Annotated in this window: 26 protein-coding genes; 18 read left to right on the forward strand and 8 right to left on the reverse strand. The window is 67.9% G+C overall.

Features of this window, described 5'->3' with window-relative positions; translation table 11 throughout:
* Window positions 1-368 precede the first annotated feature (368 nt).
* The 3 genes from K368_RS0104415 to K368_RS0104425 all read left to right on the forward strand — a co-directional run bounded on the left by K368_RS0104415 (window position 369) and on the right by K368_RS0104425 (window position 2,989).
* Window positions 369-1,430 carry a patatin-like phospholipase family protein gene (locus tag K368_RS0104415; RefSeq protein ID WP_245259660.1) on the forward strand — a complete coding sequence of 354 codons (1,062 nt, stop codon included), beginning with the start codon at window positions 369-371 and terminating at the stop codon, window positions 1,428-1,430.
* 48 nt (window positions 1,431-1,478) lie between these two features.
* Window positions 1,479-2,126 (forward strand): sigma-70 family RNA polymerase sigma factor, encoded by a 648-nt coding sequence (locus K368_RS0104420; RefSeq protein ID WP_027171325.1) that lies wholly within the window; start codon window positions 1,479-1,481, stop codon window positions 2,124-2,126.
* Between the two features lie 92 nt (window positions 2,127-2,218).
* Window positions 2,219-2,989, forward strand: coding sequence for an anti-sigma factor (locus tag K368_RS0104425; protein ID WP_036266743.1), 771 nt, complete (start codon window positions 2,219-2,221; stop codon window positions 2,987-2,989).
* A 24-nt stretch (window positions 2,990-3,013) separates the two neighbouring features.
* Here K368_RS0104425 and K368_RS0104430 read toward each other — a convergent pair whose 3' ends face one another.
* The gene (locus K368_RS0104430; protein ID WP_027171327.1) at window positions 3,014-4,027 is read right to left on the reverse strand and encodes a bifunctional riboflavin kinase/FAD synthetase; all 1,014 of its coding nucleotides are present in this window, start codon (window positions 4,025-4,027) and stop codon (window positions 3,014-3,016) included.
* A 282-nt stretch (window positions 4,028-4,309) separates the two neighbouring features.
* Between K368_RS0104430 and K368_RS0104435 the strand changes: the two genes are divergently transcribed.
* Together K368_RS0104435 and K368_RS0104440 are read left to right on the forward strand one after the other, a co-directional pair.
* Window positions 4,310-4,693, forward strand: a complete 384-nt coding sequence (locus K368_RS0104435) for a response regulator (protein WP_018046001.1) — start codon at window positions 4,310-4,312, stop codon at window positions 4,691-4,693.
* A 56-nt stretch (window positions 4,694-4,749) separates the two neighbouring features.
* Window positions 4,750-5,289 carry a protein phosphatase CheZ gene (locus tag K368_RS0104440; RefSeq protein ID WP_027171328.1) on the forward strand — a complete coding sequence of 180 codons (540 nt, stop codon included), beginning with the start codon at window positions 4,750-4,752 and terminating at the stop codon, window positions 5,287-5,289.
* Window positions 5,290-5,331: 42 nt separating this feature from the next.
* On the opposite strand, the gene K368_RS0104445 is transcribed toward K368_RS0104440, so the two are convergent.
* Window positions 5,332-6,246: a TIGR01459 family HAD-type hydrolase gene (locus K368_RS0104445; RefSeq protein WP_027171329.1), complete on the reverse strand. Its 915-nt coding sequence runs from the start codon at window positions 6,244-6,246 to the stop codon at window positions 5,332-5,334.
* Between the two features lie 116 nt (window positions 6,247-6,362).
* Window positions 6,363-7,853 (reverse strand): EAL domain-containing protein, encoded by a 1,491-nt coding sequence (locus K368_RS0104450; protein ID WP_027171330.1) that lies wholly within the window; start codon window positions 7,851-7,853, stop codon window positions 6,363-6,365.
* Between the two features lie 295 nt (window positions 7,854-8,148).
* Here K368_RS0104450 and K368_RS0104455 point away from each other — a divergent pair, with 295 nt between their 5' ends.
* The 3 genes from K368_RS0104455 to K368_RS0104465 all read left to right on the forward strand — a co-directional run bounded on the left by K368_RS0104455 (window position 8,149) and on the right by K368_RS0104465 (window position 11,087).
* Complete coding sequence (locus K368_RS0104455; protein ID WP_027171331.1) at window positions 8,149-8,370, forward strand: heavy-metal-associated domain-containing protein; 222 nt, start codon at window positions 8,149-8,151, stop codon at window positions 8,368-8,370.
* 241 nt (window positions 8,371-8,611) lie between these two features.
* Window positions 8,612-10,285 carry a formate--tetrahydrofolate ligase gene (locus tag K368_RS0104460; protein ID WP_027171332.1) on the forward strand — a complete coding sequence of 558 codons (1,674 nt, stop codon included), beginning with the start codon at window positions 8,612-8,614 and terminating at the stop codon, window positions 10,283-10,285.
* Between the two features lie 115 nt (window positions 10,286-10,400).
* Entirely contained in the window at window positions 10,401-11,087 is a 687-nt protein-coding gene (locus K368_RS0104465; RefSeq protein ID WP_027171333.1) for a hypothetical protein, read from the forward strand.
* Between the two features lies 1 nt (window position 11,088).
* On the opposite strand, the gene K368_RS0104470 is transcribed toward K368_RS0104465, so the two are convergent.
* The 3 genes from K368_RS0104470 to K368_RS0104480 all read right to left on the reverse strand — a co-directional run bounded on the left by K368_RS0104470 (window position 11,089) and on the right by K368_RS0104480 (window position 12,435).
* Window positions 11,089-11,307 (reverse strand): hypothetical protein, encoded by a 219-nt coding sequence (locus K368_RS0104470; RefSeq protein ID WP_027171334.1) that lies wholly within the window; start codon window positions 11,305-11,307, stop codon window positions 11,089-11,091.
* 121 nt (window positions 11,308-11,428) lie between these two features.
* Window positions 11,429-11,722: a hypothetical protein gene (locus K368_RS0104475; protein ID WP_027171335.1), complete on the reverse strand. Its 294-nt coding sequence runs from the start codon at window positions 11,720-11,722 to the stop codon at window positions 11,429-11,431.
* A 122-nt stretch (window positions 11,723-11,844) separates the two neighbouring features.
* Window positions 11,845-12,435, reverse strand: a complete 591-nt coding sequence (locus K368_RS0104480; protein ID WP_027171336.1) for a GNAT family N-acetyltransferase — start codon at window positions 12,433-12,435, stop codon at window positions 11,845-11,847.
* A 363-nt stretch (window positions 12,436-12,798) separates the two neighbouring features.
* On the opposite strand from K368_RS0104480, the gene zapE reads away from it, so the two are divergent.
* From zapE to K368_RS0104495, 3 genes are all read left to right on the forward strand, one after another.
* Window positions 12,799-13,944 (forward strand): cell division protein ZapE, encoded by a 1,146-nt coding sequence (gene zapE / locus K368_RS0104485; RefSeq protein ID WP_036265964.1) that lies wholly within the window; start codon window positions 12,799-12,801, stop codon window positions 13,942-13,944.
* Window positions 13,945-14,419: 475 nt separating this feature from the next.
* Complete coding sequence (locus K368_RS0104490; RefSeq protein ID WP_027171338.1) at window positions 14,420-14,899, forward strand: (2Fe-2S)-binding protein; 480 nt, start codon at window positions 14,420-14,422, stop codon at window positions 14,897-14,899.
* On the forward strand, window positions 14,896-17,247 hold the full coding sequence (locus K368_RS0104495; RefSeq protein ID WP_027171339.1) for a xanthine dehydrogenase family protein molybdopterin-binding subunit: 2,352 nt from the start codon (window positions 14,896-14,898) through the stop codon (window positions 17,245-17,247). Before K368_RS0104490 ends, K368_RS0104495 begins: the two co-directional genes overlap by 4 nt.
* A gap of 61 nt (window positions 17,248-17,308) precedes the next feature.
* On the opposite strand, the gene K368_RS0104500 is transcribed toward K368_RS0104495, so the two are convergent.
* The gene (locus K368_RS0104500) at window positions 17,309-18,082 is read right to left on the reverse strand and encodes a cation transporter (protein WP_027171340.1); all 774 of its coding nucleotides are present in this window, start codon (window positions 18,080-18,082) and stop codon (window positions 17,309-17,311) included.
* A 68-nt stretch (window positions 18,083-18,150) separates the two neighbouring features.
* Between K368_RS0104500 and K368_RS0104505 the strand changes: the two genes are divergently transcribed.
* The gene (locus tag K368_RS0104505) at window positions 18,151-18,606 is read left to right on the forward strand and encodes a helix-turn-helix domain-containing protein (protein WP_027171341.1); all 456 of its coding nucleotides are present in this window, start codon (window positions 18,151-18,153) and stop codon (window positions 18,604-18,606) included.
* A 76-nt stretch (window positions 18,607-18,682) separates the two neighbouring features.
* Window positions 18,683-19,078, forward strand: coding sequence for a hypothetical protein (locus tag K368_RS0104510; protein WP_051439759.1), 396 nt, complete (start codon window positions 18,683-18,685; stop codon window positions 19,076-19,078).
* Between the two features lie 247 nt (window positions 19,079-19,325).
* On the opposite strand, the gene K368_RS0104515 is transcribed toward K368_RS0104510, so the two are convergent.
* The gene (locus K368_RS0104515; RefSeq protein WP_018045985.1) at window positions 19,326-19,547 is read right to left on the reverse strand and encodes a hypothetical protein; all 222 of its coding nucleotides are present in this window, start codon (window positions 19,545-19,547) and stop codon (window positions 19,326-19,328) included.
* Between the two features lie 404 nt (window positions 19,548-19,951).
* On the opposite strand from K368_RS0104515, the gene K368_RS0104520 reads away from it, so the two are divergent.
* From K368_RS0104520 to K368_RS0104545, 5 genes are all read left to right on the forward strand, one after another.
* The gene (locus K368_RS0104520) at window positions 19,952-20,131 is read left to right on the forward strand and encodes a hypothetical protein (RefSeq protein ID WP_155935310.1); all 180 of its coding nucleotides are present in this window, start codon (window positions 19,952-19,954) and stop codon (window positions 20,129-20,131) included.
* Window positions 20,132-20,903: 772 nt separating this feature from the next.
* Window positions 20,904-21,974, forward strand: coding sequence for a sulfate ABC transporter substrate-binding protein (locus K368_RS0104530; RefSeq protein ID WP_027171344.1), 1,071 nt, complete (start codon window positions 20,904-20,906; stop codon window positions 21,972-21,974).
* 331 nt (window positions 21,975-22,305) lie between these two features.
* Window positions 22,306-23,163, forward strand: a complete 858-nt coding sequence (gene cysT, locus K368_RS0104535; protein WP_027171345.1) for a sulfate ABC transporter permease subunit CysT — start codon at window positions 22,306-22,308, stop codon at window positions 23,161-23,163.
* A complete protein-coding gene (gene cysW / locus K368_RS0104540; RefSeq protein ID WP_027171346.1) occupies window positions 23,156-24,034 on the forward strand; it encodes a sulfate ABC transporter permease subunit CysW in 879 nt (292 codons plus the stop codon). Before cysT ends, cysW begins: the two co-directional genes overlap by 8 nt.
* Before the next feature lie 4 nt (window positions 24,035-24,038).
* Complete coding sequence (locus K368_RS0104545; RefSeq protein WP_027171347.1) at window positions 24,039-25,085, forward strand: sulfate/molybdate ABC transporter ATP-binding protein; 1,047 nt, start codon at window positions 24,039-24,041, stop codon at window positions 25,083-25,085.
* Window positions 25,086-25,155 lie beyond the last annotated feature (70 nt).

Consider the following 25,155-nt stretch of genomic DNA (forward strand, 5'->3'; position numbering starts at 1 on the left):
AGGGTCCTGTGATCGAGACCCCTGCCGGTTAGCTGAGATGGCGCGCCGCATGCGTCAAGTCCGCGTACCGCATGGGGGAACCACGCGGCAGGACGGATCGCGCGCAACACGTTGGCCCAGCGTCGGCTGACATGTCTTATCCCATGGACGATGTCGAGGGAATTGGCGCAGTGCGACATGTCCGCCACAGGAACGGTCCAAGCGGAACCGATCCATGCAGTCACAGGTTTGCTGCCCTGCGACCTTCGATGCTGCAATGCAGCATACTCATGCGCACCTTACGGGATGCGCCTGTGTGATCCTGCCACGTGGAGCTGACGATGCTCGATTCCCAACAGCCGGCCCTGGTCGATTCACCCTCTACCGATATGGAGGCAGCCCCGCCTCGCCCCGCCTCGCGCCCGCCTGTCAGCTTGGCCGGTCCGAATGCCGAGAAGACCATCGCGCTGGCCCTGCAGGGCGGCGGCGCCCATGGCGCCTTTACCTGGGGCGTGCTCGATGCCCTGATCGAGGATGGCCGTCTCGCCTTTGAGGCCGTCACCGGGGCCAGCGCCGGGGCGATGAACGCGGTCGTGATGGTCGATGGCTGGATTGCCGGAGGGCCGGAGGGCGCCCGCGCCGCCCTCGACCGGTTCTGGCGCGAGGCGAGCCTCGACGGCGACCTGTGGCCGGCCCAGCGCGGCGTGTTCGACCGGCTTTTCGACTTCTGGAACGAAAACCCAGTTCTGGATTTCTGGATGCGGGCGCTCAAGACCAGTCCCTACATCTCCAACCCGCTCAACGTGAATCCCCTGCGCAAGGCCTTGGCCAAGCACGTGGATTTCGAACGACTCCGGACGGCGGAGACCGCCGGGATCTATGTCTCGGCCACCAATGTCTGGACCGGCAAGCTCGCCATCTTCGAGCGGGATTCCTTGAGCGTCGACCATTTGATGGCCTCGGCCTGCCTGCCCACCGTGTTCCAGGCGGTTGAGATCGACGGTGTGCCCTATTGGGACGGCGGCTATCTCGGCAACCCGCCGATCTACCCGCTCTTCCATGGGGCCCGGACCCGCGACGTTGTATTGGTGCAGATCAATCCGGTGGAGCGTCGCGAGACCCCGCGCTCGCGCGAGGAGATCCAGGACCGGCTTAACGAGATCACCTTCAACGCGAACCTGATGCGGGAACTGCGCGCCATCGATTTCGTCGACGGGTTGATCGAGGACGGTGTGCTCGGCCGCAACGACTACCACCGCATGCTGGTCCACCGAATCGACGGGACGGGAGCACTTGACGATTACAAGGCCTCTTCGCGGATGGATGCCCGGATGCGCGTGTTCGAGGGCCTGCGCGACAAAGGCCGTGCGGCGGCGCAGGCTTGGCTCGCCGAACATTACGAGGGCATCGGACGGACCTGTACCCTGAATCTCAAGGCGACCTATCAATAGAGCGCCGCCCGGCCGGATTAGCGGGCCGGGCTCGCGCGTTAACTGACCATGACGGCCGAACCCACTCAGACCGCCTCCGCCTCCTCTATCGTCGACCTTCTGGTCCCGCTGCGACGCTATGCGCGTTCGCTGACGCGCGACGCGCTGAAGGCCGACGACCTTGTTCACGATACTCTCGTCCGCGCGCTGGAATCCGGCCTCTCCGTGAGGCCCAACACCAATCTGCGGACCTGGATGATGACGGTGCTGCACAACGTTTTCATCGACGACCAGCGCCGCAAGCGGGTGGAAGCCCGCCATGCCGAAGCCCTCGTCCAGATGGGCGACGAGAGCGTACCGCCCGCTCAAGAGGGACAGGTGCGTCTCGCCCAGATACGCCAGGCCTTCCTGACCCTGCCGGAGGAGCAGCGCGCCGCGCTCCACCTCGTGACCCTTGAAGGCATGGCCTACGCCGATGCGGCGGCCGTGCTCGGAATTCCGATCGGTACGCTGATGTCCCGCCTCGGTCGCGGTCGCGCCGCCCTCCGCGCATTCGAGGAAGGCCAGGCCAGTAGCGGCCGCAGCCGCTCCGAAACCACGCCGGGTTCGGGAGCGGGCAGGCCCGAGCGACCGCACCTGCGCCTCGTCAGTGACTGGAACGGCCAGGATGCCCGGCAGGACGTCCGGCTCGCATCAAAAGCCATCGGCGGGTCATAGCCGCCCCGAATTCGAGGGTACTCGGCGACGACGAGTACCAGGACTGCATGGAAGCTCAGCTGTTTCCGACCGTTGAACTGGATACGACCGTCATGATCGACCCGATCACCGACAGTGACCTCGCCGCCTTCGTCGATGGCCAACTCGACGTCATGCGCCGGCTTGAGGTGGAAGCCTATCTCGCCCGGACGCCTGAGGCGGCGGCGCAGGTGATGGCCGAGATGCATGACAGGGATGCCCTGCGCCAAGCCTTCTCGCAGCTGCCGGGACCGGGTCCGGAGCGCAACCGCGCGGCGGCTCGCCGCCTCGACCGGTCCATGGCCTGGCGGCGGGTGGGCGAGCGGCTGAAGCGGGCGGCGGTGATCGTGCTTCTCGTGGGCGCAGGTTGGATCGCGCATTCGGATACCGGTGTGTTCGGTGTGCCGGACACCTTCGCCGCGCCGGTGGATCCGGCTCTGGTCGCTGATGCACGTCAGGCGAGGGAGGTGGCTCAGATCCGCGTCCGCCTCGGCTCGCGCGCCACGCCGAGCTACGACAAGGCCGGCATCTCCAGCGCCACGGGCATCGTCCTGCCGGACCTTCCGGGGGATTGGTCGGTGCGCGACGTCCAGATCGTGCCCGCGCGTCACGGCGCCGGCGTCGAGGTCGTGATCGACGCACCCGATCTCGGCGAGATCTCCCTGTTCGCGGCACGGGGCACCAACGAGGCGGCCTTCACTGGAGAGGTGACGAGCCCAGGCGACGGCGAGACCGTCTACTGGACGGCGGGCCGCTCGGTCTATGCGCTCAGCGGCAACGGCCACCAGGACGCCCTGCAGCAGGCGGCTCGGCGCCTTGCCTCGATCGATCCCGCCAAGCGCTGATCCGCCGGCCGGCGCCTTGGATCTTCAGCCGATCATCGACGGAACGCGGTCGCCCGCGATGAGCGTCCGTGCCTCGGCCGCATCCACGTCCATCCTGGCGATCAAAGCCTCGGCGCCGGAGAAGCGTTCCTCGCCGCGGATGTAGCCGAGGAACTCCACGGCGATGGTTTGGCCGTAGAGATCCCCCGAGAAGCCGAACAGGTTGACTTCGAGGAGGGGCGCGCCGTCGTCGAAGGTCGGACGGCGGCCATAGCTCGCCACGCCGTCCCACACCGTTCCATCGGGCAACCTGATGCGGACGGCATAGATGCCGTGGGAGAGGGCGCAATCGGGCAACGCCACGTTCGCTGTGGGATAGCCCAAGGTCCGGCCGCGCTTGTCGCCGTGCCGGACCTCGCCGCAGATGAACCAACGGTAGCCGAGCAGCCGGTTCGCACGGCCGATGTCACCCTGCCGCAGGGCTTCCCGGATCGCGCTCGACGAGACAGGAGCCTCGCCCTCCCCGATCGAGACGGGGGGAATGATCCGGCAAGCCAGGGAAGCTTCGGCGCAGAGCCGGGCCAGCACCTCCGGCGTGCCCTCGCGTCCGCGCCCGAAATGGAAGTCGTGGCCGATCACGACGCCTGTGAGGCCGAGATCGCGCGCGAGCAGGTCGTGGACGAACCCCGCAGCGGTGGTCCCCGCCATGATGGCGTCGAAACGGCGTACGATCAGTCCGTCGAGGCCGAGGCGAGCGAAGACGGTCTCCTTGGCTGCCGGTCCCGTCAGCCGGAACATCGGCAGGTCGGGCGCGAAATAGGCGCGCGGATGGGGCTCGAAAGTCAGCATCACCGCTGGCACGCCGCGCCGGTCGGCCTCCTCGCGGACGGCCTCCACGAGAGCGCCGTGGCCCCGGTGAACGCCATCGAAATTGCCGATCGCCGCGATAGCCCCGGCCAGGGCCGCCGGTACGGCCTCGTCCTCGCGGCAGATCGTGAAGGGCCGCCCCGATGGGGAGCGGGCTCCGGGGCGCGCGGAAGGATCGTCGGCTGGCGCCATCGGGTTCAAGCGGTCTCGAAGAAGCTGCGGTCGACGCGGCGACCGCGGAGGGGATTCCGGACGCGGGAACCTGTCGAAAAGCCGGAGGAGGGTCAAGGGAAGCGGCGGCCCGATCGACGGAGGCTGCACGATAGGCCGCGCAATTAACCGCTTCGCAATGCTGGGTGCGGTACTTTCACGGACGAGAGGCGGCGCGTGGCGGCGCCTCCCCCAATTCTTTTGCCACTTATTCCGGCTCGCGGCATGCCGCACCGGCCCTGCACCGACGGAGCACCCCGACCCATGGCCCTCGATCTCGGCATGCCGATCCTCGTCGTGGACGATTATCAGACGATGGTCCGCATCATCCGCAACCTGCTCAAGCAGCTCGGCTTCGAAGAGGTCGACGATGCTTCCGACGGGACCGCGGCCCTCGCCCGGCTGAAGAACCGCAAATACGGCCTCGTCATCTCCGATTGGAACATGGAGCCGATGACCGGCTATGAGCTCCTGCGCCATGTCCGTGCCGACGAGGCCCTGCGCACCACGCCGTTCATCATGGTCACCGCCGAATCGAAAACCGAGAACGTGATCGCGGCCAAGAAGGCCGGCGTGAACAACTACATCGTCAAGCCCTTCAATGCGGCGACGCTGAAGAGCAAGATCGAGGCTGTCTGCGGCGCTTAAGCCGCAGACCCGATCTCTTTTCTTCGGCGATGGACAGCACCGTGGAGCGACAGGCGATGGCCATGGCGGAAAAGGCACGGACGGCCGGCCCTGACCCAGCATCGACGCGACCGTCGCTGATCCGGGAGCTGGTCGAGATCGCCGACTACATCGCGCATGTCCGCAGGGAAATCGCGGCCCTGCGGGCGAACGAGCTCACCCGTGACCGGCTGCCAATGGCGCATGAGGAGCTCGGCAGCGTCGTTGAGGCGACGGCGGGGGCGACGAATTCCATCATGAATGCGGCCGAGGAAATTCTTGGCCTTCCCAACGACAAGAACTACCGTGCCGCCGTCGAGGCACGGATGAACGATATCTTCGAAGCCTGCACGTTCCAGGACATCACCGGCCAGCGGATCGCCAAGGTGAGCGAATCCCTCCGCCAGCTCGAAAGCCGCCTCTCGCGTTTTGCCGCCGCTGTGAAGGCGAAGGACGAGGGTGGCGTCGACCCGGCTGAGGTGGAGCGCCGGGTTCGGGCCGAACTCCTCCTCCTCAATGGGCCGCAGATCAAGGGACCTGCCACCGCCCAGGACGAGATCGACGCCCTGTTCTCCTGATCGGCGTTTCTCGCCGCTTGGGGCCGCTGAGATCCGGGGACGCTACCAGACCAGCCGCTCGATGACGGCATCCGGGCGCACTTCCTGCCGGGCGAGCCATTCGGACACTTCGCCGAGCGTGTCGTGTTCGGCGAGAACCCCGAGTTCTTCCGCGTGGATACCGCGCGCCACCAGCAGGTTTGGGATTCCGTAGGCCGCCGCCCCCGCGATGTCGGTGCGCAGGGCATCGCCGACAGCGAGGACGCGGGCGGCGTCCGGCACGGAGTCCCCGTCGAGCTCTGCAGCCATGGCGAGCGCCGCCTCGTAGACGGGGCGGTATGGCTTACCGGCATAGGTCACCGCGCCGCCGATCGCCGCATAGGCCTGCGCGATCAGGCCGGCGCAGGGGATGAGCTTCTTCTCGCGCTCGACCACGAGGTCGGGATTGGCGCAGATCATCGGCACGTTCCGCGCCCGGAACCCGGCCAGCGTCACACGGTAATCGTCCGCCGTCTCGGTGGTGTCGTCGAACAGGCCGGTGCAGACTACGCGATCCGCCTCTCCGGCCGCCACGAGGCGGATGTCGAGGCCATCGAAGATCGTCGCGTCGCGTTCCGGCCCGAGATGGTGGATGCGCTCGCCCGGATGCTCCGCGATCAGCCGCCGGGTCAGGTCGCCGGAGGTGAGGATGGCGTCGTAGGCCTCGCGCGGTACACCGTACCCGTCGAGGATGGTCCGAACACCGGCCCAGGGGCGAGGCGCGTTGGAGACGAGGATGACCCGCCGCCGGCGACCGGCCCCGGGCAGGGTGCGAAAGCGGATCAGCGCCTCACCCGCCCCTACATGGGCACGTGTCCCGTCATGCAACACACCCCAGACATCGCACAGGATGAGGTCGTAGCCCTCGGCGACGGCGGAAAGCCCATCCAGAATCGGGACCGGAGCCGAGGGTGCGGCGCGCGCGATCGTTTCGCTCATGAATCTGGCCTGACTGGCAAGGGATCGGGGGCATCGAGGATGGCCGACCGGTTAGGCTGCCCGATCACCGAAATCAACGCACCGACATCGACGCGTCAGGGTCCAGGCAGGCCTGCTCAGCCGGCCCGGCGCAGGAAATCGCGGAACGGCCGGCGTTGTGGCGGCGGCTCCGGATCGTCGCCGCCGGGTTCTCGGGACGGAGGCGGCACCGGGGACGGCGCGACCTGCGGCGGCGCGACAGCGAGAACTTCGGCCCGCACCGCCCGCGCCGGAGCAAAGACGGTGCCTTGCGCCAGCGGCACGTCGAGGTCGATGAGATCGGGCACGTCGCTCTCGTGTTCGACCGCCTCCGCGACGAGCCGGATACCGGCCCGGGACAGGGAGGCGACGAGGTCGTCGAGGGCGATGTCGGGCATGGCCTGGCGGGAATTGGGGCGCAGCAGGAGATCGGCGGACACCTTGACCTGGCTGACGCCCCGGTCGGCCAGGGCCAGGGGGTCGAGGCGTAGGTCCACGGGACGGTCGAGGGCAAAGCCGACACGGCCGCGCAGTTCCGCCAGCGCGCCCGCCTGCTCGGCGTCGAGGCTGCGCCAGCTCGACTGGGGCAGTGCGATCACCAGGCGCCCGGAGAGGTCGGGCTCGCCGGCGAGCAGGCGCGGCAGCGTGCGCAGGAAGCCGGGCTCGAACAGGGAATGCGGCGACAGGGCGTAGGTCACCGCCGCCTGACTGCCGCGTCCGCTGAGATGGCGTGCCACGGTGGCGACGAGGGGAAGCATGCGCCGATCGAGTTCGGTTGTCCGCCCATGGCGTTCGAGGGCCGGCAGGAACAGTTCCGGCTTGAGGATGTCTGCACCCAGGCGCAGGCGCGCCAGCGCCTCGTACGACACGACCTTGCGTTGGGGCAGGGAGACGATGGGCTGGAGATGGACTTCGAGCCCGTCGCCGTCGAAGGCCGCGACCATGACCGCATCCCGGCTCCGGTCCGGCCGAGCCCTGTCCGTGACGGCCTCGGACCGCTCGAGCGGAGGCCAGGCTCGCGGCACCCAGGGCGCCGCGCCCGTGTCGTTCCGGAACGGCGGGGACGGGACAACGGGGGCATCAGGGACGGTATGATGGGCGACCGGCCGGACAACGGGAGCCGGGGCGGGACCGGCCGGCGGCGTCGCCTTCAGGCGGGCGATCTCGCCGTCCTGCGTGGCGACCACGGCGGCTAGTTCGCGGACGATGCCGCTGAGCAGGCCGATTTCCGCCGTGACTTCCTCGACGGCGGCATCCACCGCGGCATTCCCGGCCTGTTTGCCCTGTGCCGGACCGGCCTCGTCGGCGCGGGCGCGCTCGATCCGCATCTGCTGGTCGGCAATGAGACGGGCCACCGTCTCCAGGCGCACGAGGCGTTGCGAGAGAATGTCGAATTCGCCCGAAAGCTTCTCGCAGCGCTGGTCGAGCTTGCGCGCCCGGCGCGCGGCCAGGATGGCGACGAAGCCGCCCATGGCTGCCAATCCAAAGGCGCCGCCCAGGGGGGAGATCACTGCGAGCGGCGCCAGGACCACGAATCCGATGAGACTCAGGAGCCACGGGACCGTGCGTCGGCCGACGATCCGGGCCATCGAAATACTCTTACCCTCACGACGATCGAGCGGAGATCAGGAGGTCACGGTCACGGATTCCGCACGGATTCCGCAAGTCGGGACAGGCTCCGGTTGTCGCCGAGACGACGAAGTCCCACAAGATGGGCGCGGGCTGCGTGAACCGGTTTTTCGCCATGTGTTGCATGAGCTTCCAAGCTTGGCTTCAGCCAGTCTGGCATCGCCGCGGACGCCGCCCGGGCCATGCCCTCTCGCGGCAGGAGGGGATTTGGCTCTACATAGGCGCGGGACATGACCCAGCGACGGGAGCGGGTGGATGGACGCGAGACGGGTAGACCTGCTGATACAAGTGGACGGCATGACCTGCGACGGGTGCGCAGAGGCCGTGCGCAAGGCGATCCTCCGGATCGATCCGGAGGCGCATATCGCCGTCGACCGCGATCACGGCCGGGTGGCGATCACCACCGATGCCCAGGCCCTGACGATCGCCGAGGCTCTGGACCAGGCCGGCTACACGGCGACGGCGATGTCGGGCTGACAGCGGCCCAGTCAGCTGCCGTGTCGCCGCGGGCGATCCATGCCGGATTCCGCACTCTCAAATGAAATTTTGCAGACACGTTGAAAAATTCCGACGCGCTTTTGCTTGCTCCATCGCTCACAGTGATGACAACGGTGAAGCCTGGTGCCCGCGGCGTCGATGCCCGACGCTCCGAACACACGACGTTCCACAATAAACGCCCGCGCGACACGCCATCGCGACGACAGACCGGGAGAGACCAATGCCCTCAGACATCGAGATCGCTCGCGCGGCAACCCTGAAGCCGATCACGCAGGTGGCCGAGACGATCGGCATTCCGGACGAGGCCTTGCACCATTTCGGCAAACACATTGCCAAGATCGACCACGCTTTCATCAAGTCGCTGGAATCGAAGCCCGAGGGCAAGCTCGTCCTCGTGACCGCAATCAGCCCGACTCCGGCGGGCGAAGGCAAGACCACCACCACGGTGGGTCTCGGCGACGCGCTGAACCGCATCGGCAAGAAGACGGTGATGTGTCTGCGCGAGCCTTCGCTCGGCCCCTGTTTCGGCATGAAGGGGGGTGCCGCTGGCGGCGGCAAGGCCCAGGTCGTGCCGATGGAGCAGATCAACCTGCACTTCACCGGCGATTTCCACGCCATCACCTCGGCGCACAGCCTCGCCGCTGCGCTCATCGACAACCACGTCTACTGGGCCAACGAGCTCAACATCGACGTGCGCCGTATCCATTGGCGCCGGGTCGTCGACATGAACGACCGAGCCCTGCGCTCGATCACCCAGTCACTGGGCGGCGTCGCCAACGGCTTCCCACGTGAGGATGGGTTCGACATCACCGTGGCCTCGGAGGTCATGGCGGTGTTCTGCCTCGCCCGTGACCTCGACGATCTCGAGGCCCGCCTCGGTCGCATCGTCATCGCCGAGACCCGCGACCGCAAGCCGGTGACCCTGGCCGACGTGAAGGCCACGGGCGCCATGACCGTGCTCCTCAAGGATGCGCTGCAGCCGAACCTCGTCCAGACCCTGGAGGGCAACCCCGCCCTGATCCATGGCGGCCCCTTCGCCAACATCGCCCATGGCTGCAACTCGGTGATCGCCACCCGCGCCGGCCTCAAGCTCGGCGACTACGTGGTCACCGAAGCTGGCTTCGGCGCGGATCTCGGCGCGGAGAAGTTCATCGACATCAAGTGCCGCCAGGCCGGCCTGAAGCCGTCCGCGGTGGTCATCGTCGCCACCGTGCGCGCCCTCAAGATGCATGGCGGCGTCTCGAAGAAGGAGCTCGGCTCCGAGAACCTCGACGCCCTGGAGAAGGGCTTCGCCAACCTCGCCCGCCACGTTGAGAACGTGCGCGGCTTCGGCCTGCCCGTGGTCATCGGTGTCAACCACTTCTATGCCGACACCGATGCCGAGCACGCCAAGCTGAAGGAGCTGTGCCGCGACAGGCTCCAGGTCGAGGCCATCACCTGCAAGCATTGGGCTGAAGGGGGTGCGGGCGCCGAGGAGTTGGCCCAGGCAGTGGTGAAGCTGGCCGAGGGCGAGCAGAAGCCCCTGACCTTCGCCTACGAGACCGACACCAAGCTCACCGACAAGATCAAGACCATCGCCACCAAACTCTACGGTGCCGGTGACATCCAGGTGGAATCGAAGGCTGCCACCAAGCTCGCCCAGTTCGAGAAGGACGGCTACGGCAACCTGCCGGTCTGCATGGCGAAGACTCAGTACTCGTTCTCCACCGACCCGAACCTGATGGGCGCGCCCTCGGGCCACCTCATCTCGGTGCGCGATGTACGGCTCTCGGCTGGCGCCGGCTTCGTCGTGGTGATCTGCGGTGAGATCATGACCATGCCCGGCCTGCCAAAGGTCCCGGCCTCGGAGGGCATCCATCTCGACGCCAACGGGCAGATCGAGGGGCTGTTCTAGCCTGACACCGGTGGCCCCTCTCCCGTTTGTCGGGGAGGGGCGCCTTCCCGGCACGCGTGCTCCCTCGCCTCACCTGTGATAGCCGGGACGGCATGCCGTCCCGCCGATTCCGCCCATGATCCCCTGGCTCGTCCTCGACACCGCACCGATCCCCGGGGATGCGGGTCAGCTCCGGCTGCTTCAGCGGGGCACGGAATTCTCGATCCAGCTCGGGCATAACGAGCTGATGAACAGTCGCCTCAGCGGCTCGGAGAGAGCGCTGGCGACACTGGCCGCGGCGCTGGTGGGGGACCGCGCGGGCGTACGGTGTCTCATCGGCGGCCTCGGCATGGGCTTCACCCTGCGGGCGGCTCTCGATTCCCTGCGGCCCGACGCCGAACTCGTCGTGGTGGAACTGGTGCCGAACGTGGCGGATTGGGTGCGCGGGCCGCTCCGGGACCTGTCGGCCGACGTGCTGTCGGACCGGCGGGTGGCGATGCGGATCGGCGATGTGGTCGCTGCGATCCGCGCAGACAGCTCTGCCTACGACGCCATCCTGCTCGACGTCGACAACGGCCCCGACGGCCTCACCCGACCCGAAAACGACAGGCTTTACAGTGAGATGGGCCTGGCTTCGGCCATGGCCGCCCTGCGCCCTGCTGGCGTGCTTGCGGTGTGGTCGGCGCATCCTGACCGGAGCTTCACCCAGCGGCTCCGCCGCGCGGGGTTTGGCGTCGAGGAAGTGCCGGTGCGGGCCAATGTCACCAGCGGCGCCCGCCATACGATCTGGCTGGCGATGAAACCGGGTCGCGCGCCGCGCTGATTCAGACCGAGTGTCGACCACGCTCCAGGCGTCGGTTGAGGCGGGTTACGCCATAGATTTCAGCGAGTTGGCGCCGGGCCGCCTTCACCGGCGCATCGTCGCGCTCGGTGCGGGCCGCCGCGATGATGCGCAGCGTATGGGCCACGCAATGTTCCAGACGGATCGTCGCGGCACCGTCAGGCGGCCGCCGGTCCTGGGCCGGATTCTCGGCAATGGTCATGCGGCAAGCCCCCTCGCTCACGTCGGACGGGACCGGGCTTAACGGCGCCATGCGGCGGCCATTGGGTGGAGACTTGGCCACACGGTGGCAGCTTGGCCATGGCGCTGGCGCGTGGCGGTGCTCAGTCGCGCGTACTGCCCTCGTTGAACTTGTCGCGGCAGACATATCCGACGAAGCATTGCGCCACGTCCCGGGTGAGTTCGTAGGCGGGCTTGGGCGCTTCCGGCAGGGGGCAGAAGCCGCCGTCGCGAACGATCCTGTCGTAGGTGATCGGCCCCGTCGTCATCACGATGGCGCCGACGCGGTTCACCAGGGCGGCGGCATCGGCGCAGAGCATGGCGGGCGTCGCGGGCCGCTCCTGTGCCGAAACAGTGAGCGGCGCCAGGACGATACAGGCGGCGAGCGCGGATCTCATGGCGTGGATCTTCATGGCGGAGCGATCGTTTCGACCGGGGTGCCGGGCGGATGCGCCGCCCGATGGAACCGGAGGATAGCGCCCCGGGACACCGCCGCCAATCCGCCGATGGGTGCCACCCGTCACGCCGCCCGCTTCAGCGGCTCGGCCGCGGCGGCCACCGCCAGGGTAAAGTCCAGCGCCTCGTCGAGACCCTCCCGCCAAAGGGAGATCGGCGTCGGACGGGCCAGGACGAGAGCCCCCTCCGCATCGCCATCGGCCAGGGTTACGACGGCGCCGAGCTTCGTGGCGAGTCCGCGCATGGGCCCGTTCCGGCTGAGACAGCGGACATGCAGGTCGCGGACGCCGCGGTTGCGCGCCGCCGAGACGATCCGGCGGAAGAGGGCGTGGCCGAGGCCGTTGCGGCGAAAACCGCGCTCCACGGCGAAGGCGGCCTCCGCGCCACGGCCGAGGCTCAGCCCCGGAACGGTACCGGTGAGCGGGCGCAATTCGCCGAGCGCGCGCAGCGTTCCGTCGACGAAGCCGCCGAAGACCACCCCCTCGACCGTGAGGGCGCGAGCCGCGTAGGCGACGGCCGCCGCGTCGCTCAAGGCGGCCATGAAGCGGTGCGCTCGGGTATCGGGGTCGAGCCGCAGGAAGTAGGCCTCGACCATGGCACGGTCGCTCGGCCAGAGACGCCGGACATTCGGTCCGGTCGGAATAGTGTCGGGCATGGTGGTGCCGTACTCCGGAATGACAGCGCGCACGCTGCGCGGGCTCCGGGCGTAACCTCCCTCGAGGAGGACACCAGATGGCATCGGCCCCAATTTTGTGCAATGCAACAAAACGTCATCCCGCCGACGCCCCACGCTTGATCCCCCCGGCCACGCGCGGCAGACCGGTCTCAAGAGCCTCCGCTCTTCGGGCCTCCGATCTTCGGGCCTGTCGCCGGACCGGTTCCATCGACGCGCACGCGGCCGCCGCGCCGTCCCGTATCCGAGGTCGCCATCGTCGTGAGTCCCCCCTCAGGTTCCGCCCCGTCCGCCGGTTCGCAGGGCGGCGATTCTCCTCCCGGTCCGGTCTCGGCACGCTACGACATGCTGGTCTCGTCGGGTGCCATCGAGCGCGACCCGGCGCAGATCCATCTGGTGCAGGCCCTCGACAGGCTGGTCCAGGATCTCGACCGGCGCAGACGGGCGAAGAAGGGCAGCGCGCTCGGCTGGCTGTTCGGGCGCAGCGGCGACGGCGAAGGGCCGCCCAAGGGTCTCTACATCTGGGGCTCCGTCGGGCGCGGCAAGACCATGCTGATGGACCTGTTCCACGAGGCGGCGCCGGGCAAGAAGCGCCGCGTCCATTTCCACGGCTTCCTGTCGGATGCCCATGAGCGCATCCACGCCCACCGGCAGGCGCTCAAGGCGGGCACGGCCAAGGGCGACGACCCGATCCCGGTGGTGGCGGACGCGCTCGCCGACGAGGCGACGCTGCTCTGCTTCGACGAGTTCACCGTGACCGACATCGCCGATGCGATGATCCTCGGGCGGCTGTTCGGGGCCCTGTTCAAGCGCGGCGTCACCGTGGTGGCGACCTCCAACGTCGAGCCCGACCGGCTCTACGAGGGCGGGCTCAACCGTGCCCTGTTCCTGCCCTTCGTCGCTGAGCTGAAGAGCCGGGTCGAGATTCTGCGCCTCGATTCCCGCACGGATTTCCGCCTGGAGAAGCTCGGCGGCGCCTCGGTCTATCACGTGCCCGCCGACGAGGCGGCCGAGGCCGCCCTCGCCCAGGCCTTCAAGGGCCTCACCGGCAAGGCGAGGGGCAAGCCGGCCACGATCCGGGTGAAGGGCCGCGAGGTGGCCGTGCCGGAGGAGGCCGCCGGCGTCGCCCGGTTCGGCTTCGCCGATCTCTGCGCCCAGCCGCTCGGTGCCTCCGACTACATGGCCATCGCCCAGTCCTTCCAGACGGTGATCCTGTCGGACATCCCGGTGATGGGAGAGGCGAACCGCAACGAGGCCAAGCGCTTCATCACCCTCGTCGACACGTTCTACGACGCCCATGTGAAGCTCATCGCTTCGGCGGCGGCCGAGCCGACCGGTCTCTACACGGCGACCGACGGCCGCGAGGCGTTCGAGTTCGACCGCACGGTCTCGCGCCTCATCGAGATGCGCTCGTCGGAATACCTCGCCTTGCCGCACGGGCGGGGGGATTCCGAGGCGAGCGGGTCCAGTTCCGGTCTCGTGGAGACCTGAGCGGCGCGACCGGTCGCATGGCTCGACCACAGCAACAGCGAAGCGATTCGAAAGGTTCGGCGTGCTATCGAGGCTCGCCGGAGCGGTGTTGGCGGAGCCGGCATAGACAACGAGCGACCGTCGAAAGCGTCGCAACGTTCCGATACGCGCCGTGCGCAAGAGCACATCGAATCCGCGGCCGAGCTTCGCGAAAGCCGCGCCCGTGGCTGCCGGACGTTGCACTGCAGCACCCGTACCGTTTAATTGGATTCATTATGAGGTACGGGGCGTGGGGGCTTCGTGCACTGCGACGGCTCCCTGTGGAGGGGTGCCGGATCCGCTGCCGCACCTCAAGGACGTTTCGATGCGGGACGGCGACCATGTCGCGCGCGCCCCGCCCCTGACTGACGACCTCCGAAGGTATGCGCGAGCCCGACAGATTGGTGGCCAGCCGATCTCGACCGGTCCGTGGCCTGAGCGATGACAGGATACACCGATGATCAAACTCACCGTGAACGGGGCTGAACGCAGCTTCGACGGCGATCCCGACATGCCGCTGCTGTGGTTCCTGCGCGACGAAGTCGGCCTCACCGGCACCAAGTTCGGCTGCGGCCAGGCGCTCTGCGGCGCCTGCACCATCCATCTCGGCGGCACCGCCGTGCGCGGCTGCGTCACCCCCGTCTCGGCGGCCGAGGGCCAGGAGGTGGTGACCATCGAGGGGCTCTCCCCCGACGGCAACCACCCGGTCCAGGCGGCGTGGCGCGACCTCAACGTCTCGCAATGCGGCTATTGCCAGTGCGGGCAGATGATGCAGGCGGCCTCCCTCCTCAAGGAGACGCCGAAGCCCAGCGACGACCAGATCGACGAAGCCATGAGCGGCAACCTCTGCCGCTGCGGCACTTATCCGCGCATCCGCGCCGCGATCCACCAGGCCGCCGGAAACGCGCCGGCCGCCAACAAGGGAGAGCGCCTGTGATTCACGACGCACAGCTCATGGCCGACCTCGTCGCCGAGAAGCCCGCCGCCGCCCCCGAAGCGCCCAGCGCTCTCGCCAATGTCAGCCGCCGCGCCATGCTCGGCGGCCTGGGCGCCCTGGTGCTCGCCCTGTCCTGGAAGGATTCCGCCCGGGCGGAGGACAAGAAGGACGAGCCGAAGAAGTTCGGCGCCGATGCCATGCCGCATGGCTGGCAGGACGACCCGAAGGTGTTCGTGGCCATCGCGCCGGACGGCACCGTGACCATCACCTGCCATCGCTCCGAGATGGGCCAGGGCGTGCGCACCTCCGTCGCCCTCGTGGTGGCCGACGAACTCGAGGCCGATTGGGCCAAGGTGAAGGTCGCCCAGGCCTGGGGTGACGAAGCCCGGTTCGGCAACCAGGATACCGACGGCTCGCGGAGCCTGCGCCACTTCTTCCCGCATCTGCGCCATGCGGGTGCCGCGGCGAAGGCCATGCTGGTCCAGGCCGCCGCCAAGCAATGGGGCGTGCCGGCATCGGAAGTGAAGGCCGAGAATTCGGTCCTCACCCACGCGAAGTCGAAGCGCACCCTGGGCTATGGCGACGTCGCGGCAGCGGCCGCCGAACTCGCCGTGCCCGCCCGCGAGAGCGTGACCCTGAAGGACCCCAAGGCCTTCAAGTTCATCGGCAAGGGCAAGATCGGCCTCATCGACAACCGCGACATCACCACCGGCAAGGCGATCTACGGCCTCGATACCCGCCTCGACGGGATGCTCTACGCCCTCGTGGCCCGCCCGCCGGTCTTCGGAGGCAAGGTCGCGAGCTACGACGATGCCGAGACGATGAAGGTCCCCGGCGTGGTCAAGGTGTTCAAGATCGACGCCCCCGAGATCCCGTCCGAGTTCCAGCCGATCGGCGGCGTCGCCGTCATCGCCAAGAACACCTGGGCGGCGATGAAGGGCCGCGAGGCCCTGAAGATCACCTGGGACGACGGCCCGAACGCCAACTACGACTCGGTCGCCTTCCGCGGCGAATTGGAGAAGGCGGCGCGCGCGCCCGGCAAGGTGGTGCGCAACCAGGGCGACGTCGACGGTGCCATGGCCAAGGCCAAGCAGCGGATCGAGGCCGAATACTTCGTGCCCCATCTCGTCCAGGCTCCGATGGAGCCCCCGGCCGCCACCGTGCGGATCAAGGACGGGTTCTGCGAGGCCTGGGCCTGCACCCAGGCGCCGCAGGCGACCCATGACCGCCTGGCCAAGAAGCTCAACCTGCCCGCCGACAAGGTGCGGGTGAACGTGACGCTGCTCGGCGGCGGCTTCGGCCGCAAGTCGAAGCCCGACTACGTGCTCGAGGCCGCCCTGTGCTCGCAGGCCATGGACGGCGCCCCGGTGAAACTCACCTGGACCCGCGAGGACGACCTCCATCACGGCTATTACCATACGATCTCGGTGGAGCGCCTGGAGGCCGGCCTCGACGACAAGGGCATGCCGGTGGCCTGGCTCCACCGTTCGGCCGCCCCGACGATCGGGTCTATCTTCGCGGCCGGCGCCAAGAACGAGCTGCCCTTCGAGCTCGGGATGGGGCTGACCAACACGCCCTTCGACGTCCCCAACATCCGCCTGGAGAACCCGGCGGCGGACGCGCATGTGCGGATCGGCTGGTTCCGCTCGGTCTCCAACATCCCGCACGCCTTCGCGATCCAGTCCTTCGTCGCCGAGTTGGCGCATGCGGCGGGCCGGGATCCGAAGGAGTACCTGCTGGCCCTGATCGGCCCCGACCGGGTGATCGACCCGACCAGCATCGGCGACGTCTGGAACTACGGCGAGGATCCCGCCCGCTATCCCATCGAGACCGCGCGCCTGCGCGGGGTCATCGAGGCGGCGGCCAAGGGCATCGGCTGGGGCCGCAAGCTGCCGAAGGGACGGGGCCTCGGCATCGCCGGACACTACAGCTTCGTCACCCATACGGCGGTGGCGGCCGAAGTGGAGGTGGGATCCAAGGGTGAGGTCTCGGTCAAGCGCATCGACATCGCCGTCGATTGCGGGCCGCACGTCAACCCCGAGCGCATCCGCTCGCAGATGGAGGGCGCCGTCGTCATGGGGATGGGCTTGGCCTTGTCGGCCGAGATCACCTTCAAGGACGGGCGCGCGCAGCAGAACAACTTCGACGGCTACGAGATCACCCGTCTCGACGCCGCCCCGAAGGAGCTGCACGTCCACCTGATCCAGAACAACGACTACAGCCGTCCGCTCGGTGGCGTCGGCGAGCCGGGCGTCCCCCCCGTGGCGCCGGCCATCGCCAACGCCGTGTTCGCTGCCACCGGCCGCCGCATCCGGCAGCTGCCGATCCGCGACCAGCTGAGCTCGTAGGAAACGCGCCCCGGCCCGGACATCCGGGCCGGGGCCTCTCGATCCACCCGAAGGGGGCGGATCACCCCGCCGCCACGACCTCGGCGTTCGAACCACCCTCCCGGTACTCGGCCCAGGCCTGTCTCAGGATCTGGACCGAGGAGCTGAGGAAGATGCCGGCCATCAGCGCGGCGACCGCGAGGTCCGGCCAGGCCGATTTGGTGCCCCAGACGGCGAGTGCGGCGCCCATCACCACGATGTTGCCGATGGCGTCGTTGCGCGAGCACAGCCAGACGGAGCGGACATTGGCGTCGCCGTCCTTGTAGCGCATCAGCAGCAGCACCGAGGCGACGTTGGCGGCCAGCGCCAGCAGGCCGATGCCGCCCATCCATTCCGCGCTCGGCACGCCGAGGACGAGGGTCTGGTAGAGCGTCGAGCCGAAGACCCAGAGCGCCATCAGGCTCAAGCTCACCCCCTTGGCCAGGGCCGCCATCGAGCGGGTACGCAGGCTCGCGCCGATGACCGCGAGGCTGAGGCCGTAGGTGACGGTGTCGGCGAGGAAGTCGAGGGCGTCCGCCTTCAGGGCCTGTGACCCGGCCGCCTGCCCCGCCGCCATCTCGGTGACGAACATCGCGCCGTTGAGGGCGATGACGAACCACAGCACCCGCTTGTAGCGCGGATCCACCCCGTCGAAGACCGGGACGCCGCCGCCGCAGCCGCAGGATTCCTCGTGCGGCGAGGCTGTCGGAGCCTGCGTCGCGACAGCATGGTGATGCCCGTCGCCCGGTGCATGCCCGTGCGCGTGCGCGTGGATCTCAGGTTGGTTCTGGCTCGTGCCGCAGCAGGATTCGGCCATGGCTCTCTCCTCGTTTCGTCGTTAAACAGGAGCCTACAAGCTCTAGCGACTAGAGGATCAAGCGGAAAATGGCGTTCTCGATCGGAATCCTGTCGCGCCGCGCCGGGGTGAAGGTGCCGACGATCCGCTATTACGAGCAGGTCGGCCTGATGCCGTCGCCGCCGCGCACCGATGGGCAGCAGCGCCGCTACGGTGACGCGGAGGTGGCGCGGCTCAACTTCATCCGCCACGCGCGCGAGCTCGGCTTCGAGGTCGACGCGATTCGCGAACTCCTCGCCATGAGCGCGCAGCCGGAGGAATCCTGCGCCGACGTGGACCGCCTGGCGCGACGTCACCTCGCGGAGGTGGAGCAGCGCATCGCCCGGCTGATCGCCCTGCGCACGGAATTGCAGCGCATGGTGACGGAATGCGGCCACGGACGGGTGGGCGAATGCCGGGTGATCCAGGTGCTGGCCGACCACGGCGAATGCGACCACGACCATGGCGGCGCACGGCCGGGGTCGACGGGGTTCGCCGAGGCGTAAACTTCGCCGCTCCGGCGGAGCCGAAGGGGCCGGCGGTGGGTTGTCCCGTCACAGACCCGCCCGCTGAGGAAACCCCATGATTCAGAGATTCCGTCCCCTCGCCGCCTTGCTGGCCGCCGGATTCGCCGCCGGCCTCGTGGCGAGCCCGGTCCTCGCCTCTCCCTGTTCGGAGGAGATCGCGCGTCTCGACGCCAAGGTGAAGGACGAGGCGACCGGCTCCATCTCCGCCTCCACCTCCGGCAAGGCGGCGGCCGGCGCGCGGGAAGGCCAGGGGGAAACCGGGCAGGGAGGCAATGCTTCGACCCCGGCCGCTCCGCCGGAGAAATCCGCCGAGGCCGGAAAGGGCGCCGAGGCCGCGATGCAGGCCAAGGTCGCCCTGGACGAAGCGCGCACCGCCGACGGCAAGGGTGACGCCAAGGCCTGCGACGAAGCCGTGGGACGGGCCAAGAGCCACCTCGCCACCGCCCCCTGAGGGGATGATTGTCGGGCGAGCGTCGCGGGGCACCGGCCGGGACATTCCGGCTCAGTGCCCCGCGAATGCACGACGTCTCAGCGAGTGGCAAAAAGAGAAGTTTCTTCTTCCGGGGTCGCAACGGAACCCGGTGTCGTTCGATGTCGTCATGGCGAGGATCAGGTGCGCGCCGCGCCGAACCTTGCCGCATCCCGGAACCGATGCATGGAACGCGATCGAAGCCGCAACCGCCGGCCTCGATCCTGTGTTACGCGGCCGCGCTCAGAGCGTGTTTATTGCCCTGAATGCCGGCACAGAGATCGTCGATTTCCGCAAGATCAAGACTTTCACCCGAGTGACTTGCAATTGCATCGATCAGGTGGTCTTGCCGCGGATCGAACGGATGGCCCTGAAGGCGATAGAATTGATAGTAACGCAACGCCGCCAATACGGTGTCGCGCTCTCGCACTGTGATGGTGATGGTCTGCATTCTTTGAAGATCTCCCCTTCGTGCGGCGATCGCTCTTCGAAGACTTGAATCCGACTCGTCGAGCGAGAGCGTTGTAACCCCGCTTCGGCGCCGTCGTCCACAGCCGGAAACCATTCGGCAACCCTGTTGGCGGATGGTCCGGGGGCAGGGTCGGATGCAACCCTTTGCAGGTGCGCCGTTTCCTCCCGGAGGGGCCGGCGGCGGATTTATTTCGCCCTGAAAACTGTAAAATGTCATTGACAGGAAAGGGGAAAACTGGCGCTCGCCGCAAAAGCTTGGCCGCACACGTTTTTTGCGGAATCGATAAAATTGTTCTTAACCAATCCATGGGAGCCTTTTGGTCACGACCGACTCACCCACCCGTGAGGAGGTCGATATGAGCGGAGCCACCCCTCATGACCAAAATGCAGCCGGATAACGGGCAGGACGGTCGAGCGCACCGGGCGAGACCCGCGCCGCTCTCGGCAAGCGTACGACGCCACCTCGGGCTGAACCTGCGCAGCCTCTACGCGGATTCGCTGGTCGAACCGGCGGGCGAGCGGATCGAATCGCTGCTGACGAAGCTCGGCCGCGAGAAGAGCTGACTCGTCACGCGGGGATGAGCGCGACGACACACGCCGTTCAGAATTGCGGTGCTATGGGTCCCGCCTCCGCACCGGATCCGCCCGGTGCGTCCTCATTCCAACCCGTGAACCCCTTCCATGACCGTCCTCGTGCTCGTCGTCGCCGGAAACATCCTTCTCGCGACCCTCTTCTCTCTGGTCGCCCTCGCCTCCGACTGAGCGTCATTCATGGAACGCCCCCTATGCCGTCGTGCTCCGAGCAGGAATCGACCGCGACCGGGAGTTTCGTGAGCGCTCCGAATCGCCCTCTCGCGGGCGAAGTCCCTCCGCGTTCAAGCCTGCCCCCCACATCACGGCACTGAAACGACGGGCGCCAGCCCGGACGGACGGTCGCTGCGTGCCGCGACCGGCACTTCGTCATGCGTCCCCGGATCGGTCCGAGCGCATCCGGCCTCTCCCGATTCGTCGAGCACGCGGCTTCTTGATGCGGGCGGGATGTCGCAAGCCGAATCGGCCCGCGATTCGCGACAGAACGTTCTTTCTAAAGAACTATCTCTCGTAGGCATCGTCTTCCCCGAAAGCACCATGCGAGAGAACTCCGTTCTCCGCACCGCCTATAGTTGTTCGTGGCCTCGCATATCGAAGGAGAATTACCTATTTGAGTTGAGTAATCCGTGTTCGGTCAAGCTTGACATTGTTCTTTAAAAAGAACGAAACGTAGCATCACCGAGGCGTTGGGACCGCAATGGTCCCTCGCCACGATGCAGCCGGAGACAAACCTGTGAGCTCGACCATGTCCTCGACGCCCAACGTCCGCCGTCTCTCCCGGAGAAGGCGTGTCCTCGCCCTCTGCGCCGGATCGGTCGGCCTGGTCTCGGCGGGGCTAGCCTCCGCGTTGCTGACCTCCGGCACTGCCCAGGCACAAGCAGAACTCCTCAACGTCTCCTACGATCCGACGCGTGAGCTCTATAAGGAGATTAACGCGGCCTTCATCGAGGAGTGGAAGGCCAAGACCGGCGAGACTGTCACCGTCCGCGCGGCCCATGGCGGATCCGGCTCGCAGGCCCGCACCGTCATCGACGGCATCCCCGCCGACGTGGTGACCCTCGGCATCCCCTCCGACATCGACGCGATCAGCCGCCTCTCGAAGAAGATCCCCGCCGATTGGCGCACCAAGCTGCCCAACGAAGGCCTGCCCTATACCTCCACCGTGGTGTTCCTGGTGCGCAAGGGCAACCCGAAGGGCGTGAAGGATTGGGGCGACCTGGTGAAGCCCGACGTGAAGGTGATCACCCCGAACCCGAAGACCTCCGCCGGCGGGCGCTGGAACTTCCTCGCGGCCTGGGGCTACGCCTACGAGAAGGAGGGCAAGAGCGCCGACAAGGCCAACGCCTTCGTCGGTCAGCTCTACAAGCAGGTGCCGGTGCTCGATACGGGCGCCCGCGGCTCCACCGTGACCTTCGCCCAGCGCGGTCTCGGCGACGTGCTGCCGACCTGGGAGAACGAAGCCTATCTCGTGTTCGACGAGTTCGGCCGCGACAAGTTCGATGTCGTCGTCCCCCCGACCTCGATCTACGCCGAGCCGCCGGTGGCCCTTGTCGACGCCAATGTCGACAAGAAGGGCACCCGCAAGCAGGCAGAGGCCTACCTGCAGTTCCTCTATTCGGACAAGGCGCAGGCGATCTTCGCCAAGCACCATTACCGTCCGATCAAGCGCGAGGCCGCCAAGCCCGAGCATCTGGCGCAGCTGCCCGAGCTGAAGCTCTTCAAGATCGAGGATCTCCAGGGCAACTGGGACGATATCCAGAAGAAGAACTTCGACAATGGCGGCCTGTTCGACCAGCTGAGCAAGCCGCCGCAGTAACCCGCCCCTCCCCCGTCGCGGCTCCGGGATTCACGCATGTCGTAGGCTGCGCGGCTCTCCTCCCCCTTGTGGGGAGGAGTTGGAGGTGGGGGTGGTTGGGTGACCCTCATGCTGCGGAGCCTGGCGGAGCCACCCCCACTCCTGATCTCTCCCCACAAGGGGGAGAGGGACGCGCTCTGCCTGAAACAGCAGATATGTGAATCTAGTCGCCGTCACGGGGAGGGTGCCCACGGAGCGGAGGGCGACCTTCCGCCGGACACCGTGCCCGCTTCCCGACCCGCCGATGCGTGAGAGAGGCGACCCACTTCAGGACCATTCTCAGGACCACCCCATGGCAGAGCCGCCTCTGCGTCCGAGACGACGCTTCCGTCAGCCCAGCGTGATTCCCGGCTTCGGCATCACCTTCGGCTACACCCTGACCTGCCTCGGCATCGTCGTGCTGCTGCCGCTGGCCGCCCTCGTCGCCCGCGCCTCCGGCCTCGGCCTGTGGGGGATCTGGGAGGTGGCCACCGATCCGCGCGTCGCCAGCGCCCTGCGCGTGAGCTTCGGCGTCTCGCTCCTGGCGGCACTCACCGCCTCGGTCTTCGGCTTCCTCATCGCCTGGGTGCTCACCCGCTACCGGTTCCCCGGCCGCAAGATCGTGGACGCGGTGGTGGACCTGCCCTTCGCCCTCCCCACCGCCGTCGCCGGCATCGCCCTGGCCTCCCTCTACGCGCCCAACGGTCTCGTCGGCGAGCAGCTCGCCAAGCTCGGGATCGAGGCCGCCTACACGCCGGTGGGCATCTACATCGCCATGGTCTTCATCGGCCTGCCCTTCGCCGTGCGGACGGTGCAGCCCCTCATCGAAGAGATCGACAAGGAGATCGAGGAGGCCTCGGCCACCCTCGGCGCCGACCGCTGGCACACCCTGATCAAGGTGGTGGTGCCGCCGCTGATCCCGGCCGTGCTCACGGGCTTCGCCCTCGCCTTCGCCCGCGGCGTCGGGGAATACGGCTCGATCATCTTCATCGCCGGCAACCTGCCCTACGTCTCCGAGATCGCGCCGCTCCTCATCGTCATCAAGCTCTCCGAGTTCGATTACGGGGGCGCCTGCGCCATCGCGACGATCATGCTCGGCATCTCGTTCGTGACGCTGCTGGCCATCAACCTGATCCAGGCCTGGAGCCGCAGGAGGTTCGGATATGTCTAGCGCCCTCGCCACCCGCCCGCCCGCCCGCGCCGGGAGCGTGGTCACCGAAGGTCTCGCCGTCCGCGCGCTGCTGATCGGGATCGCGGTGGTCTTCCTCGCCCTGTTCCTGGTGCTGCCCCTGGTGACGGTGTTCATCCAGGCCTTCGCCAAGGGCTGGTCGGCCTATCTCGCCGCCTTCACCGAGGCGGATGCCCGCTCGGCGATCCGCCTCACCCTGCTCACCGCGGCCATCGCCGTGCCGTTCAACCTCGTCTTCGGCATCATGGCCTCCTGGGCCATCGCCAAGTTCGAGTTCCGCGGCAAGAACCTGCTCGTGACCCTCATCGACCTGCCGTTCTCGGTCTCGCCGGTGGTCTCGGGCCTGATCTACGTCCTCGTCTTCGGCGCCCAGGGCCTCCTCGGCCCGTGGCTGCTCGAGCATGACATCCAGATCATCTTCGCCGTTCCCGGCATCGTGCTCGCCACGATCTTCGTCACCTTCCCCTTCGTCGCCCGCCAGCTGATCCCGCTGATGCAGGAACAGGGGACGGCGGAGGAGGAAGCCGCGCTGACCCTCGGCGCCTCCGGCTGGCACGCCTTCCTGACGGTGACGCTGCCCAACATCCGCTGGGGGCTGCTCTACAGCGTGCTCCTCTGCAACGCCCGGGCAATGGGCGAATTCGGCGCGGTGTCGGTGGTCTCGGGCCATATCCGCGGATTGACAAACACGCTGCCGCTCCACGTGGAGATCCTCTACAATGAGTACAACTTCGTTGCCTCTTTCGCCGTCGCTTCCCTCCTTGCCGGCCTCGCTCTTGTCACCCTCCTCGTCAAATCCCTTCTCGAATGGCGCTTCAGCGCCGAGATCGCAGCCGGCGCACGGGGCCACTGACCCGGTGGGATCGTCCACGGCGATCCGGGTCGAGGGCCTGTCGAAGACCTTCGACACCGCGGCGGTGCTCCACGACCTCTCCCTCGACGTGCGGGCGGGCGAATTGCTGGCGCTGCTCGGCCCCTCGGGCTCGGGCAAGACCACGCTGCTGCGCATCATCGCCGGGCTCGACTTCCCCGATCGCGGGCGGATCATCTTCGGCGGCGACGATGCCACCCGCGTTCCGGTGCAGGAGCGCGCCGTCGGCTTCGTGTTCCAGCACTACGCCCTGTTCAAGCACATGAGCGTGGCCGAGAACATCGCCTACGGCCTCAACGCCCGCAAGCGCGCGGACCGGCCGGCCAAGGCCGAGATCAAGCGCCGGGTCGGCGACCTCCTCGACCTCATCAAGCTCTCGGGCTTCGCCGACCGCTACCCGTCGCAGCTCTCGGGCGGCCAGCGCCAGCGCATCGCGCTGGCGCGCGCCCTCGCCGTGGAGCCCCGCGTGCTGCTGCTGGACGAGCCCTTCGGCGCCCTCGACGCCCAGGTGAGGAAGGACCTGCGCCGCTGGCTGCGCGAGATCCACGACCGCACCGGCCAGACCACGATCTTCGTGACCCACGACCAGGACGAGGCGCTGGAGCTTTCCGACCGCGTCGCCGTCCTGTCCAAGGGCCGCCTCGAACAGATCGGCACCCCCGACGAGGTCCAGGAGAACCCGGTCTCCTCCACCGTGCTGAAGTTCCTCGGCGACACGATCGAGGTGGAGGCCATCGCCCAGGGAAGCGAGGTCCGCGTCAACGGCCGCCTCACCCCGGTGAAGGCCCCGCCCGGTCTCGTCGGCCCGGTCAAGCTCTACGCAAGGCCGTGGCAGCTGCAATTCGCCGAGCCCGACCAGGCCCATCTCGAAGGCCATGTCCGCTCCTCCTATCGCAGCCAGGGCCGCCAGCGGATCGAGGTGGATCGCCCCGAGGGTAAGACCGTGGTGGTGGAAGCCTCCGACACCCACCGCCTCGCCGCCGGCCGCAAGGTCGGCCTGACGATCAACGCCGGCTACGTCTTCAAGGATTGACGGGGCGGCGGAGGAATCGGTTGCGCTTCCTCCGCGGATCGGCTGTGACTGCCGCCGTCGCATACGAAAG

This window comes from Methylobacterium sp. 10 (genome assembly GCF_000519085.1).
GTDB lineage: Bacteria > Pseudomonadota > Alphaproteobacteria > Rhizobiales > Beijerinckiaceae > Methylobacterium.

Excerpts from the sequence above, each read along its gene's own strand:
- K368_RS0104415 (WP_245259660.1), top strand. The coding sequence starts at position 369 with ATGGAGGCAGCCCCGCCTCGCCCCGCCTCGCGCCCGCCTGTCAGCTTG.
- K368_RS0104420 (WP_027171325.1), top strand. The coding sequence starts at position 1,479 with ATGACGGCCGAACCCACTCAGACCGCCTCCGCCTCCTCTATCGTCGAC.
- K368_RS0104425 (WP_036266743.1), top strand. The coding sequence starts at position 2,219 with ATGATCGACCCGATCACCGACAGTGACCTCGCCGCCTTCGTCGATGGC.
- K368_RS0104430 (WP_027171327.1), bottom strand. The coding sequence starts at position 4,027 with ATGGCGCCAGCCGACGATCCTTCCGCGCGCCCCGGAGCCCGCTCCCCA.
- K368_RS0104435 (WP_018046001.1), top strand. The coding sequence starts at position 4,310 with ATGGCCCTCGATCTCGGCATGCCGATCCTCGTCGTGGACGATTATCAG.
- K368_RS0104440 (WP_027171328.1), top strand. The coding sequence starts at position 4,750 with ATGGCCATGGCGGAAAAGGCACGGACGGCCGGCCCTGACCCAGCATCG.
- K368_RS0104445 (WP_027171329.1), bottom strand. The coding sequence starts at position 6,246 with ATGAGCGAAACGATCGCGCGCGCCGCACCCTCGGCTCCGGTCCCGATT.
- K368_RS0104450 (WP_027171330.1), bottom strand. The coding sequence starts at position 7,853 with ATGGCCCGGATCGTCGGCCGACGCACGGTCCCGTGGCTCCTGAGTCTC.
- K368_RS0104455 (WP_027171331.1), top strand. The coding sequence starts at position 8,149 with ATGGACGCGAGACGGGTAGACCTGCTGATACAAGTGGACGGCATGACC.
- K368_RS0104460 (WP_027171332.1), top strand. The coding sequence starts at position 8,612 with ATGCCCTCAGACATCGAGATCGCTCGCGCGGCAACCCTGAAGCCGATC.
- K368_RS0104465 (WP_027171333.1), top strand. The coding sequence starts at position 10,401 with ATGATCCCCTGGCTCGTCCTCGACACCGCACCGATCCCCGGGGATGCG.
- K368_RS0104470 (WP_027171334.1), bottom strand. The coding sequence starts at position 11,307 with ATGACCATTGCCGAGAATCCGGCCCAGGACCGGCGGCCGCCTGACGGT.
- K368_RS0104475 (WP_027171335.1), bottom strand. The coding sequence starts at position 11,722 with ATGAGATCCGCGCTCGCCGCCTGTATCGTCCTGGCGCCGCTCACTGTT.
- K368_RS0104480 (WP_027171336.1), bottom strand. The coding sequence starts at position 12,435 with ATGCCCGACACTATTCCGACCGGACCGAATGTCCGGCGTCTCTGGCCG.
- zapE (WP_036265964.1), top strand. The coding sequence starts at position 12,799 with ATGCTGGTCTCGTCGGGTGCCATCGAGCGCGACCCGGCGCAGATCCAT.
- K368_RS0104490 (WP_027171338.1), top strand. The coding sequence starts at position 14,420 with ATGATCAAACTCACCGTGAACGGGGCTGAACGCAGCTTCGACGGCGAT.
- K368_RS0104500 (WP_027171340.1), bottom strand. The coding sequence starts at position 18,082 with ATGGCCGAATCCTGCTGCGGCACGAGCCAGAACCAACCTGAGATCCAC.
- K368_RS0104505 (WP_027171341.1), top strand. The coding sequence starts at position 18,151 with ATGGCGTTCTCGATCGGAATCCTGTCGCGCCGCGCCGGGGTGAAGGTG.
- K368_RS0104510 (WP_051439759.1), top strand. The coding sequence starts at position 18,683 with ATGATTCAGAGATTCCGTCCCCTCGCCGCCTTGCTGGCCGCCGGATTC.
- K368_RS0104515 (WP_018045985.1), bottom strand. The coding sequence starts at position 19,547 with ATGCAGACCATCACCATCACAGTGCGAGAGCGCGACACCGTATTGGCG.
- K368_RS0104520 (WP_155935310.1), top strand. The coding sequence starts at position 19,952 with ATGCAGCCGGATAACGGGCAGGACGGTCGAGCGCACCGGGCGAGACCC.
- K368_RS0104530 (WP_027171344.1), top strand. The coding sequence starts at position 20,904 with ATGTCCTCGACGCCCAACGTCCGCCGTCTCTCCCGGAGAAGGCGTGTC.
- cysT (WP_027171345.1), top strand. The coding sequence starts at position 22,306 with ATGGCAGAGCCGCCTCTGCGTCCGAGACGACGCTTCCGTCAGCCCAGC.
- cysW (WP_027171346.1), top strand. The coding sequence starts at position 23,156 with ATGTCTAGCGCCCTCGCCACCCGCCCGCCCGCCCGCGCCGGGAGCGTG.